At 69.0% G+C, this 12,381-nt stretch carries 7 protein-coding genes; 4 read left to right on the forward strand and 3 right to left on the reverse strand.

What is annotated here, in order from left to right; translation table 11 throughout:
• Positions 1 to 20: 20 nt before the first annotated feature.
• A complete protein-coding gene (locus tag AB0N07_RS15355; protein WP_365835025.1) occupies positions 21 to 611 on the reverse strand; it encodes a GNAT family protein in 591 nt (196 codons plus the stop codon).
• A 281-nt stretch (positions 612 to 892) separates the two neighbouring features.
• On the opposite strand from AB0N07_RS15355, the gene secA reads away from it, so the two are divergent.
• Complete coding sequence (secA, locus tag AB0N07_RS15360; protein ID WP_365835027.1) at positions 893 to 3,706, forward strand: preprotein translocase subunit SecA; 2,814 nt, start codon at positions 893 to 895, stop codon at positions 3,704 to 3,706.
• Between the two features lie 98 nt (positions 3,707 to 3,804).
• On the opposite strand, the gene AB0N07_RS15365 is transcribed toward secA, so the two are convergent.
• Positions 3,805 to 4,500, reverse strand: coding sequence for an Rv3235 family protein (locus AB0N07_RS15365; protein WP_365835029.1), 696 nt, complete (start codon positions 4,498 to 4,500; stop codon positions 3,805 to 3,807).
• A 314-nt stretch (positions 4,501 to 4,814) separates the two neighbouring features.
• Between AB0N07_RS15365 and AB0N07_RS15370 the strand changes: the two genes are divergently transcribed.
• On the forward strand, positions 4,815 to 5,330 hold the full coding sequence (locus tag AB0N07_RS15370) for a hypothetical protein (protein ID WP_365835031.1): 516 nt from the start codon (positions 4,815 to 4,817) through the stop codon (positions 5,328 to 5,330).
• A 71-nt stretch (positions 5,331 to 5,401) separates the two neighbouring features.
• On the forward strand, positions 5,402 to 6,067 hold the full coding sequence (locus tag AB0N07_RS15375) for an HAD hydrolase-like protein (RefSeq protein WP_365835033.1): 666 nt from the start codon (positions 5,402 to 5,404) through the stop codon (positions 6,065 to 6,067).
• Positions 6,068 to 6,238: 171 nt separating this feature from the next.
• Here the strand turns inward: AB0N07_RS15375 and AB0N07_RS15380 are convergent, their stop codons facing one another.
• Entirely contained in the window at positions 6,239 to 6,805 is a 567-nt protein-coding gene (locus AB0N07_RS15380) for a DJ-1/PfpI family protein (protein WP_365835035.1), read from the reverse strand.
• 576 nt (positions 6,806 to 7,381) lie between these two features.
• Between AB0N07_RS15380 and AB0N07_RS15385 the strand changes: the two genes are divergently transcribed.
• Positions 7,382 to 12,328, forward strand: a complete 4,947-nt coding sequence (locus AB0N07_RS15385; RefSeq protein ID WP_365835037.1) for an NAD-glutamate dehydrogenase — start codon at positions 7,382 to 7,384, stop codon at positions 12,326 to 12,328.
• Positions 12,329 to 12,381: the final 53 nt, after the last annotated feature.

Consider the following 12,381-nt stretch of genomic DNA (forward strand, 5'->3'; position numbering starts at 1 on the left):
CGGGATGATCTGCGAATTCGTCACTGGACGCCCGGTGTTGAGGCGGTTGCGGGGAGATACGGCGCCGTCGAGGCCAGCCCGAGGTCCGAGGGCAGCAGGGCACCCACCCAGGAGTCCCGGCGCACGCCCTCGTGGATGATCGCGGAGCGCAGGACGCCCTCGATGACGAAGCCGGCGCGCTCCGCCACCGCGCGGGAGGCGTTGTTGCCGACTTCCGCCCGCCATTCCACGCGGTCCACCGACAGGTGGGTGAAGGCCCAGCGGGAGACCTCGGCGACGGCCTCGGTGACATAGCCGTTGCCGCGGTGCTCCTTCGTGCCCCAGAAGCCGATCTCGGCCATGCTCAGAGAATGCATGGTGAGGCTGAGCATGCCCACGAGTTCCTCCCCTTCGGGGAGGAACAGAGCGAAGGTGAGTATGGAACCGTTCGCCCACCCCTTGGGGGCGAGTTCCTCGGTGAAAGTCCGCGCGTGCTCGGCGAGGTAGGGCGAGGGAATCGCCGTCCAGCGCTGGATGTCGGGATCCTGGGCCGCGGTGTACACCGCGTCGGTGTCCTCGGGGCCGACCGTGCGCAGAAGCAGCCGGGAGGTCGTGAGCGTGACGGGTTCCATCGGCTGATTCTCCTCGCGGGTCCGACACGGACGCCATCCTTTTGCCGTGCGTGAGCGCGTGATCACAATTCGCGCAATTCGTCGGCGTGCTGCGGCACCATCCGCAGGGCCCGTCCGTTGTCCCCTTTGAAGAAGATTTGAAGCGGTGCGCGAAGCCTTCGGCGGTCGTCGTACCGGCGGGCCTCCCGGCTTGGTGGGGTCCTCGCATACGATGGCCGTTGCTCAGTAAGTCAAATGGAAACCGACCGTGCCAGGCCCGACCGGCAAGGAGACCAACCCCCGTGTCCGTCCTCTCGAAGATCATGCGTGCAGGCGAAGGCAAGATCCTGCGCAAGCTGCACCGCATCGCGGACCAGGTCAAGTCCATCGAAGAGGACTTCGTCGACCTCTCCGACGCCGAGCTGCGGGCCCTCACCGATGAGTACAAGCAGCGGTACGCCGACGGCGAGAGCCTGGACGACCTGCTCCCCGAGGCGTTCGCCACCGTGCGCGAGGCTGCCAAGCGCGTCCTCGGACAGCGTCACTACGACGTGCAGATGATGGGCGGCGCCGCGCTCCACCTCGGCTATGTCGCCGAGATGAAGACCGGTGAGGGCAAGACGCTCGTCGGCACGCTGCCCGCGTACCTGAACGCCCTCTCCGGGGAAGGCGTCCACCTCATCACGGTCAACGACTACCTGGCCGAGCGCGACTCCGAAATGATGGGGCGCGTCCACAAGTTCCTGGGCCTGAGCGTCGGCTGCATCCTCGCCAACATGACGCCGGCTGAGCGTCGCGCGCAGTACGAGTGCGACATCACGTACGGCACGAACAACGAGTTCGGCTTCGACTACCTGCGCGACAACATGGCGTGGTCGAAGGACGAACTGGTGCAGCGCGGCCACAACTTCGCCATCGTCGACGAGGTCGACTCCATCCTGGTCGACGAGGCCCGTACGCCGCTGATCATCTCCGGTCCGGCCGACCAGGCCACCAAGTGGTACGGCGACTTCGCCAAGCTGGTCACGCGCCTGAAGAAGGGCGAGGCGGGCAACCCGCTCAAGGGTGTCGAGGAGACCGGCGACTACGACGTCGACGAGAAGAAGCGCACGGTCGCCATCCACGAGTCCGGCGTCAGCAAGGTCGAGGACTGGCTGGGCATCGACAACCTCTACGAGTCGGTGAACACGCCTCTGGTGGGCTACCTGAACAACGCCATCAAGGCCAAGGAGCTCTTCAAGAAGGACAAGGACTACGTCGTCATCGACGGCGAGGTCATGATCGTCGACGAGCACACCGGCCGTATCCTCGCCGGCCGCCGCTACAACGAGGGCATGCACCAGGCGATCGAGGCGAAGGAAGGGGTGGACATCAAGGACGAGAACCAGACGCTCGCCACGATCACCCTGCAGAACTTCTTCCGCCTCTACAAGAAGCTCTCCGGCATGACCGGTACGGCGATGACCGAGGCGGCCGAGTTCCACCAGATCTACAAGCTCGGCGTCGTCCCGATCCCGACCAACAAGCCGATGATCCGCAAGGACCAGTCGGACCTGATCTACCGCACCGAGGTCGCCAAGTTCGAGGCGGTCGTCGACGACATCGCCGAGAAGCACGAGAAGGGCCAGCCGATCCTCGTCGGTACGACGTCGGTCGAGAAGTCCGAATACCTCTCGCAGCAGCTCTCCAAGCGCGGTATCCAGCACGAAGTGCTGAACGCGAAGCAGCACGACCGTGAGGCGACGATCGTCGCCCAGGCCGGCCGCAAGGGCGCCGTGACCGTCGCCACCAACATGGCCGGTCGTGGTACGGACATCAAGCTCGGCGGCAACCCCGACGATCTCGCCGAGGCGGAGCTGCGCCAGCGCGGCCTCGACCCCGAGGAGCACATCGAGGAGTGGGCGCACTTCCTGCCCGACGCCCTGGAGCGTGCCGAGAAGGCCGTGAAGGCGGAGTTCGAAGAGGTCAAGGAGCTCGGCGGGCTCTACGTCCTGGGCACCGAGCGGCACGAGTCGCGGCGTATCGACAACCAGCTGCGCGGTCGCTCCGGCCGTCAGGGCGACCCGGGCGAGTCCCGCTTCTACCTCTCGCTCGGCGACGACCTGATGAGGCTCTTCAAGGCCCAGATGGTCGAGCGCGTGATGTCGATGGCGAACGTCCCGGACGATGTCCCGATCGAGAACAAGATGGTCACGCGCGCGATCGCGTCCGCACAGTCACAGGTCGAGCAGCAGAACTTCGAGACCCGCAAGAACGTCCTGAAGTACGACGAGGTCCTCAACCGCCAGCGTGAGGTCATCTACGGCGAGCGGCGCCGCGTCCTGGAGGGCGAGGATCTGCAGGAGCAGATCGGCCACTTCATGGACGACACGATCGACGCGTACATCGCCGCGGAGACCGCCGAGGGCTTCGCGGAGGACTGGGACCTCGACCGGCTGTGGGGCGCCTTCAAGCAGCTCTACCCGGTGAAGGTGACCGTCGAGGAACTTGAGGAGGCGGCCGGCGACCGTGCCGGTCTGACCGCCGAGTTCATCTCCGAGTCCATCAAGGACGACATCCACCAGCAGTACGAGGCGCGCGAGGCACAGCTCGGCTCCGAGATCATGCGTGAGCTGGAGCGCCGGGTCGTGCTGTCGGTCCTGGACCGCAAGTGGCGCGAGCACCTCTACGAGATGGATTACCTCCAGGAGGGCATCGGCCTGCGCGCGATGGCGCAGAAGGACCCGCTGGTCGAGTATCAGCGCGAGGGCTTCGACATGTTCACCGCCATGATGGAGGGCATCAAGGAGGAGTCCGTCGGCTATCTGTTCAACCTGGAGGTCCAGGTCGAGCAGCAGGTCGAGGAGGTCCCGGTCGAGGACGCCGAGCCGGTCGACATGGAGAAGCAGGACGTGGTGCCGGCGCAGGCGGGCAGCCGCCCGGAGATCCGCGCCAAGGGGCTGGACGCTCCGCAGCGCCGGAACCTGCACTTCTCCGCGCCGACCGTGGACGGCGAGGGCGGCACCATCGAGGGCGACTTCGTGGGCGACGAGGAGCCGGTGCGCTCGGAGGCCGACGGCCTCACGCGCGCGGAGCGGCGCAAGCAGTCCCGGAACGGGCGTCGCCGCAAGAAGTGAGCAGCGCGTCGTAGCGGCTTGAAGGGCCGGGTCACCTCGGGGTGGCCCGGCCCTTCTGCGTACGGCGGCGCGGGCCGCGTGGCAGCCCCTCTGGTCGTCTAGTCGTCGCCGGTGGTGCGCGGTGGGCGGGGGCCACCGAGTTCCACCGCCGTGCAGCGCCAGCGCAGGTCCTGGCCTCGTTCCAGGCGGAAGGCCATGGCCCGCAGCTGGTCACCGGCGCCGATGCGGGCGAAGGCCTCGACGGCACCGGGACGGGCTTCGTAGTAGCCGATGTCGCGGACGACGGGACGCGCGCCGCGGGTGCGCAGGGGGCCGCGTTCGGCGAGCCAGGCCAGTTCGTCGTAGGCCCGGCCCGCGGTGTGCCGCAGCATCGAGTGGACGGGGCGCTGACCGCTCAGCACGGCGAGGAGGAGGTCGGCGAAGACATCGGTGGGGCGGGGCTGGGGGATCGGCCGGGTGTGACCGGTGCGGCAGGGCGGGTGGCCGGCTGGGTTCCCGGGGGCAAGGACGGTTTCTTCTGGGACCGGAGCCGTGTTGGGCGGTGCGTGGGTGGTGGTGCGGGCCGCGGTGGCGGTACGCGCGCCCGGAGCCGTCGGCGGGCGGTTGTCGGCGGGCCCGGTGCTCGGGGAGGGGGTGTCCGTCCGGGAGCCCGGTGGGCGGCCGCCGCCCGGGGCGGTGCGGGTCGGGGTTCCGCCGGGCGTCCGGGGCGGGGCGCCGCCGGGGCGGCGGGAGTCGCGGCGGCCGGGAGGGCGGGCGCCCGGCTGGTGCTGTGTCCTGGTCATGATCTTGTGCATGTGCGTCCCCGTTCGGTGAGACGGATTGATACCCGCCGGTAACTTGGCGTTGGGGATCTTGTACGGGGCGAGGGGTGGCGGCAGCAAGGACACGGGGAGCCGGGCCGGGGTGGTCGGAATCTTCACCTATCAGAGTGATGGTGGGGGCCTGAAACCCCGTGATCACGGGGGCGCGCCGGGTGAATTCCGCGGCCGGAAGTAGACGCCTCCGGGCTTGCGGGCAGGGACTCGAAAGGGGACTCCCGCACGTATCCTGAAGGCCCTTCACAAGGCGCGTGAGCGCGCCCAGCCACCGACCACGAAAGCGGCCAGCCATGCGCGTCTACGTCCCCCTGACCCTCTCCGGTCTCGCCGAGGCGTACAAGACGGGAGAGCTGGGGGCAGGGCCGCTCGTGGCGTACGCCGTCACGCCCGGCCTTCGCGAGTGGTACCTCTCGGACGACATCGAGGAACTGGAGTATGCGGCCCTCAACCGTGCCGCGCTGGCCTCGCTTCGGCTGCTGGCCGCGGATCCCGGGGTGGTAAGGCGCCGGGTCGTGGTCGCCGTCGACGTGCCCGACGGCGCCGCGTCCGCCGACCCCGACCGGGGCCTCGACCCGGTCGCGCTCGGCGAGGTGCGGGTGACCGGGGCCGTGGCGCTGGCCAAGGCCGCCGCCGTGCACGTCGACCTCGACGACGCGGAGGAGGACGTGGCCGCCGCGGCCGAGGCGCTCGAAGCGGCGGACCGTGGGGATGACGATGCACAGTTCGTGGTGGACGGCGCCGAGGACCACGAACTGCTCTGGTACGCGACGCAGGAGATCCCCGACCTGGTCGGGCTCGGGGACTGAGCTCACCGTGCTCCATGGCTGTCTGATCTGCGGCGCTCTTGATTGTCAGTGGCGGCGGGTACGTTTTTGGCATGGGGAAGCAGACAGGGGCGCACATTGTCTGGGACTGGAACGGGACGCTGTTCCACGACAATGACGCGATCATCGGGGCGACGAACGCGGCGTTCGCCGAGCTCGGCCTTGAGCCGATCACGATGGAGCAGTACCGGGAGCTGTACTGCGTGCCGGTGCCGAAGTTCTACGAGCGGCTCATGGGCCGGCTGCCGACGGACGCCGAATGGGAGGTCATGGACGAGACCTTCCACCGGTACTACGCCGAGCACCGGATCGGCTGCGGGCTGACCGAGGGGGCGGCGGAACTGCTCGCGGGGTGGCGGTCGGCCGGACGCAGCCAGTCGATCCTGAGCATGTACACGCACGACGAACTCGTGCCGTTGGTGCGGGGGTTCGGGATAGAGGCGCACTTCATACGCGTCGACGGGCGGACGGGGCCGTCGGGAGGGAGCAAGGCGGAGCACATGGTGCGGCACCTCGGCTCACTGGTCGGTGTGGATCCGGCTCGTACGGTGGTGATCGGGGATGCCGCCGATGATGCGGTGGCTGCGCAGTACGTGGGTGCGCGGGCGGTGCTGTACACCGGCGGGTCGCATGGTCGGGCCAGCCTCGAGGTGGTGGGGGTGCCGGTGGTGGACACCCTGGGGGAGGCGGTTGCTGAGGCGGAGCGGTTGGCGGCGTAGGGCGCTGCGGGCTGGGCGGGGTTTTGCGGCGCCCGGCACCGGGGCTGGGCTGGTGGGGTTTGCCTGCCCGCGCTTGCGGGGTGCCGTCTGCGCCCACCCGTGCCGCCCCAGCGGCACGACTGCCCGCAGACGGCGCGGCGCGGCACGACTGCCCCTGGCTGCGTCAGCCCGTCATGCCACCGGGGCCTTTGCCCGTAGCACGGTCAGGAATTCCCGCATCCAGGCCGGGTGGTCCGGCCAGGCGCGGGAGGAGATCAGGGTGCCGTCGACCACGGCCTCGGTGTCCTGGAAGGTGGCGCCTGCGGCCTGCATGTCGGGTTCCAGGGCGGGGTACGCCGTGACGCGGCGGCCGCGGAGGCCGTCCACCGCGGCGGTGAGCAGGGGGCCGTGGCAGATCTGGGCGACCGGCTTGTCCGCGTCGAAGAAGGACTTGAGGATCTTGCGGAGTTCGGGGTCGTTGCGGAGGTACTCGGGAGCACGGCCGCCCGGGATGACGAGGGCGGCGTACTGGCCGGGATCAACCTCGGCGAAGGCGAGATCTGCGGGCCAGGTGTAGCCGGGCTTCTCGGTGTAGGTGTCGAAACCGGGTTCGAAGTCATGGACGACGAACTGGAGCTTCTTGCGGGCGGGGGCCGCGATATGGACGTCGTAGCCCTCCTCGCGGAGGCGCTGGTAGGGGTACAGGACCTCGAGTGACTCTGCTGCGTCGCCGGTGACGATGAGGATTTTTACGGTCATGTCGGGCGGCTCCCCTCGGGCGGGCGTGCGCTGTCATGGGCAACGTCCCTCCTGCGGGTGGTCTTGCCAAGGGGTCCGGTCGTATTCGAGCAAGGGGGATCAGATGAGGGGTTCGTTTCGTCGGCCCGCACGACAGTGGGGCCTTTGCCGCTGTGCAGAGTGTCAAAGTTCCACCCCTGGTTTTGTACACATACGGCTCATGACGGGCCCCCCGTACTGAGCGATAGCCTTATGGCGTGATCAGCGCGATAGCTCGCGGGGGCACCGTTGCCCCTGCCCTGCGCCCGGCGAGCACGGACCACCTCCGTGACCGGGCGGCGGTCGCTGGTCTTCGCGGGCAGGAGGGGGCCGGAAGGGCTCCCGGGATGCCATTCGCCCCCAGGACGCGGCCGCTGCGGAGAGCAGCGTCACACCCTCGGGGCAGCTCAAATATGGCTCATATCTTCCCGCTCATCTCACCTTGCGGCATAGCGTCGGAGCAGACCGGAGAACCCGGGCCGTGGCGAAGAGCCGCAGGGGAAGAGACCGTACTTCCTTCTACGTCACGCAACGGCGCGCGACAGGAGCCAGAGGACAATGCAGACCAAGCTGGACGAAGCCAAGGCCGAGCTGCTCGAAAGGGCCGCCCGGGTAGCTGAGAACAGCCCGGTCGGGGGGCACCTACCGACCGGGACGACGGACGGGAGCACCCCAGACCGGGAGACCGTGCTCGCGTTCCTCCAGCGCTACTACCTGCACACCGCCCCAGAGGACCTGAACGGCCGCGACCCGGTCGACATCTTCGGCGCCGCGCTCTCGCACTACCGGCTGGCCGAGAATCGCCCCCAGGGCACGGCCAACGTGCGGGTCCACACCCCCACGGTGGAGGAGAACGGGTGGACGTGCAGCCACTCCGTCGTCGAGGTCGTCACCGACGACATGCCCTTCCTGGTCGACTCCGTCACCAATGAGCTGACGCGCCAGGGACGCGGGATCCACGTCGTCATCCACCCGCAGATCGTCGTCCGCCGGGATGTCACCGGCAGGCTCATCGAGGTGCTCAGCGCGCAGCCGGGCGGCGAACTGCCGCACGACGCGCACACCGAGTCCTGGATCCACGTCGAGATCGACCGCGAGACCGACCGTGGCGACCTCAAGCAGATCACCGCCGACCTGCTGCGTGTGCTGTCCGACGTCCGCGAGGCCGTCGAGGACTGGGACAAGATGCGGGACGCGTCGCTGCGCATGGCCGACGAACTGCCCGAGGAGCCCGTCGCCACCGACCTGCGCGAGCAGGACATCGAGGAAGCCCGCGAGCTGCTGCGCTGGCTGTCCGCCGATCACTTCACCTTCCTCGGCTACCGCGAGTACCAGCTGCGTGAGGACGACTCGCTGGCCGCCGTGCCCGGCACCGGCCTCGGCATCCTGCGCTCCGACCCGCACCACGCCGGGGACGACAGCCACCCGGTGAGCCCGTCCTTCGAGCGGCTGCCCGCCGACGCCCGCGCCAAGGCCCGCGAGCACAAGCTCCTCGTCCTGACCAAGGCGAACAGCCGGGCCACCGTGCACCGGCCCTCGTACCTGGACTACATCGGCGTCAAGAAGTTCGACGCGGACGGCAATGTCGTGGGTGAGCGCCGCTTCCTCGGCCTGTTCTCCTCCGCCGCCTACACCGAGTCGGTGCGCCGGGTCCCGGTCATCCGCCGCAAGGTCGAGGAGGTCCTGGAGCGCGCCGGCTTCTCGCCCAACAGCCACGACGGGCGCGACCTGCTGCAGATCCTGGAGACCTACCCGCGCGACGAGCTCTTCCAGACGCCGGCCAGCGAACTCGAATCCATCGCCACCTCCGTCCTGTACCTGCAGGAGCGCCGGCGGCTGCGCCTCTACCTGCGGCAGGACGAGTACGGGCGCTACTACTCCGCCCTCGTCTACCTCCCGCGCGACCGCTACACCACCGGTGTGCGCCTGAGGATCATCGACATCCTGAAGGAGGAACTCGGCGGCACCAGCGTCGACTTCACGGCCTGGAACACCGAGTCGATCCTGTCCCGGCTGCACTTCGTGGTCCGGGTCCCGCAGGGCACCGAGCTGCCGCAGCTGTCCGACGCCGACAAGGATCGCATCGAGGCCCGCCTGGTGGAGGCCGCCCGCTCCTGGGCCGACGGCTTCGCCGAGGCGCTGAACGCAGAATTCGGCGAGGAGCACGCCGCCGAACTGCTGCGCCGCTACAACAACGCGTTCCCCGAGGGCTACAAGGCCGACCACACCCCGCGTGCCGCGGTCGCCGACCTCGTCCACCTGGAGCAGCTCAGCGAGGCACAGGCCGAAAGCGGCCAGGACTTCTCGCTCAGTCTGTACGAGCCCGTCGGCGCCGCCCCCGAGGAGCGCCGGTTCAAGATCTACCGCAAGGGTGAGGCCGTCTCCCTGTCCGCGGTGCTGCCGGCCCTCAGCCGGCTCGGTGTCGAGGTGACGGACGAGCGGCCGTACGAACTGCGCTGCTCGGACCGCACCACCGCGTGGATCTACGACTTCGGCCTGCGCATGCCCAAGTCGCAGAACGGCAGCGGCGACTACCTCGGTGACGACGCCCGCGAGCGCTTCCAGGAAGCCTTCGCCGCCACCTGGACCGGCAAGGCGGAGAACGACGGCTTCAACGCCCTGGTGCTGAGCGCCGGACTGACCTGGCGGCAGGCGATGGTGCTGCGCGCGTACGCCAAGTACCTGCGCCAGGCAGGCTCCACCTTCAGCCAGGACTACATGGAGGACACCCTCCGCAACAACGTCCACACCACCCGGCTGCTCGTCTCGCTGTTCGAGGCGCGGATGTCCCCGGACCGGCAGCGCGCCGGGCACGAGATCGTCGACGCGCTGCTCGAAGAGGTCGACGCGGCCCTCGACCAGGTGGCCTCCCTCGACGAGGACCGGATCCTGCGGTCCTTCCTGACCGTCATCAAGGCGACCCTGCGTACGAACTTCTTCCAGGAGGCGGCGGGCGGCAAGCCGCACGCGTACGTGTCCATGAAGTTCGACCCGCAGGCGATCCCGGACCTGCCGGCGCCGCGCCCGGCGTACGAGATCTGGGTGTACTCGCCGCGTGTGGAGGGCGTGCACCTGCGCTTCGGGAAGGTCGCCCGAGGTGGTCTGCGCTGGTCCGACCGGCGTGAGGACTTCCGGACCGAGATCCTCGGCCTGGTCAAGGCGCAGATGGTGAAGAACACCGTCATCGTGCCGGTCGGCGCGAAGGGCGGGTTCGTCGCGAAGCAGCTGCCGGATCCGGGCGTGGACCGGGACGCGTGGCTGGCCGAGGGCATCGCCAGCTACAAGACGTTCATCTCGGCGCTGCTCGACATCACCGACAACATGGTGGCCGGCGAGGTCGTGCCCCCGGCCGACGTGGTGCGGCACGACGAGGACGACACCTACCTCGTGGTCGCCGCCGACAAGGGCACCGCGACCTTCTCGGACATCGCCAACGGGGTCGCTCAGACGTACAACTTCTGGCTCGGTGACGCCTTCGCCTCCGGTGGCTCGGCGGGCTACGACCACAAGGGCATGGGCATCACCGCCCGCGGCGCCTGGGAGTCCGTCAAGCGGCACTTCCGGGAGCTGGGCGTCGACACGCAGAGCGAGGACTTCACCGTCGTCGGCATCGGCGACATGTCCGGTGACGTGTTCGGCAACGGCATGCTGCTGAGCGAGCACATCCGCCTGGTCGCCGCCTTCGACCACCGGCACATCTTCATCGACCCGAACCCGGTCGCGGAGACCTCGTACGCCGAGCGCCGCCGTATCTTCGAGCTGCCGCGCTCCAGCTGGGCCGACTACAACGCCGAGCTCATCTCCGCAGGTGGCGGCGTGTTCCCGCGTACCGCCAAGGCCATCCAGCTCAACTCGCACATCCGCGAGGCCCTCGGCATCGAGGGCAAGGTCTCCAAGATGACCCCGGCCGACCTGATGAAGGCCATCCTCCAGGCTCCGGTGGACCTGCTGTGGAACGGCGGCATCGGTACGTATGTGAAGGCCAGCACGGAGAGTCAGGCGGACGTCGGCGACAAGGCCAACGACCCGATCCGGGTCGACGGCGCCGACCTGCGGGTCAAGGTCGTCGGCGAGGGCGGCAACCTGGGTCTGACCCAGCTCGGCCGGATCGAGTTCGCACGGCACGGCGGCAAGATCAACACGGACGCGATCGACAACAGCGCGGGCGTGGACACCTCCGACCACGAGGTGAACATCAAGATCCTGCTCAACGGCCTGGTCGCGGACGGCGACATGACCGTCAAGCAGCGCAACCAGCTGCTCGCCGAGATGACCGACGAGGTCGGCGCGCTGGTCCTGCGCAACAACTACGCGCAGAACACGGCGCTCGCCAACGCCCTGGCCCAGTCCAAGGACATGCTCCACGCCCAGCAGCGATTCATCCGCCACATGGTGCGCGAGGGGCACCTCGACCGGGCGCTGGAGTTCTTGCCGACCGATCGCCAGATCCGTGAGCGCCTCAGCGCCGGCCAGGGCCTCACCGGCCCCGAGACGGCCGTCCTGCTGGCGTACACGAAGATCACGGTTGCCGAGGAGCTGCTGCACACCTCGCTGCCGGACGACCCGTATCTGCGCGGTCTGCTGCACGCGTACTTCCCGACGGCCCTGCGCGAGAAGTTCGCCGACGGCATCGACAGCCACCCGCTGCACCGCGAGATCACCACGACCGTCCTGGTCAACGACACGGTCAACACGGGCGGTACGACCTATCTGCACCGGCTGCGCGAGGAGACCGGCGCCTCCCTCGAGGAGATCGTGCGGGCGCAGACCGCGGCCCGGGCGATCTTCTGCTCGGCACCGGTGTGGGACGCGGTCGAGGAGCTGGACAACCGGGTCGAGGCCGCCGTCCAGACCCGGATCCGGCTGCACTCGCGCCGACTGGTGGAGCGCGGCACGCGCTGGCTGCTCAACAACCGGCCGCAGCCGCTGCAGCTCGCGGAGACGGTGGACTTCTTCGGCGAGCGCGTCGAGCAGGTCTGGCAGCAGCTCACCAAGCTGCTGCGCGGCGCGGACCTCGAATGGTGGCAGCAGATCCACGACGAGCTGACCGGCGCCGGCGTCCCGGACGAACTCGCCACCCGCGTGGCCGGGTTCTCCTCCGCCTTCCCGGCCCTCGACATCGTCTCGGTGGCCGACCGCATGGGCAAGGAGCCGCTGGACGTCGCCGAGGTCTACTACGACCTCGCCGACCGTCTGCACATCACCCAGCTCATGGACCGCATCATCGAACTGCCGCGCGCCGACCGCTGGCAGTCCATGGCCCGCGCCTCCATCCGTGAGGACCTGTACGCGGCGCACGCGGCGCTGACCGCGGACGTCCTGGCGGTGGGCAACGGCACCTCGACTCCCGAGCAGCGCTTCAAGGCCTGGGAGGAGAAGAACACGGCGATCCTGGGCCGGGCGCGCACGACGCTGGAGGAGATCCAGAGCTCGGAGACGTTCGACCTCGCCAACCTGTCGGTGGCGATGCGCACGATGCGCACCCTGCTGCGCACGCACTCGTAGCAGGCGGTACGAAAGCGAGGTGCCCCGAGCCGACCGGCTCGGGGCACCTCGCT

Origin of the sequence: Streptomyces sp. NPDC051172, from assembly GCF_040682555.1 — a bacterium.
In the GTDB taxonomy this organism is placed as follows: domain Bacteria; phylum Actinomycetota; class Actinomycetes; order Streptomycetales; family Streptomycetaceae; genus Streptomyces.

Coding starts and splice junctions, on each gene's coding strand:
- AB0N07_RS15355 (WP_365835025.1), bottom strand. CDS start 611: ATGGAACCCGTCACGCTCACGACCTCCCGGCTGCTTCTGCGCACGGTC.
- AB0N07_RS15365 (WP_365835029.1), bottom strand. CDS start 4,500: ATGCACAAGATCATGACCAGGACACAGCACCAGCCGGGCGCCCGCCCT.
- AB0N07_RS15370 (WP_365835031.1), top strand. CDS start 4,815: ATGCGCGTCTACGTCCCCCTGACCCTCTCCGGTCTCGCCGAGGCGTAC.
- AB0N07_RS15375 (WP_365835033.1), top strand. CDS start 5,402: ATGGGGAAGCAGACAGGGGCGCACATTGTCTGGGACTGGAACGGGACG.
- AB0N07_RS15380 (WP_365835035.1), bottom strand. CDS start 6,805: ATGACCGTAAAAATCCTCATCGTCACCGGCGACGCAGCAGAGTCACTC.
- AB0N07_RS15385 (WP_365835037.1), top strand. CDS start 7,382: ATGCAGACCAAGCTGGACGAAGCCAAGGCCGAGCTGCTCGAAAGGGCC.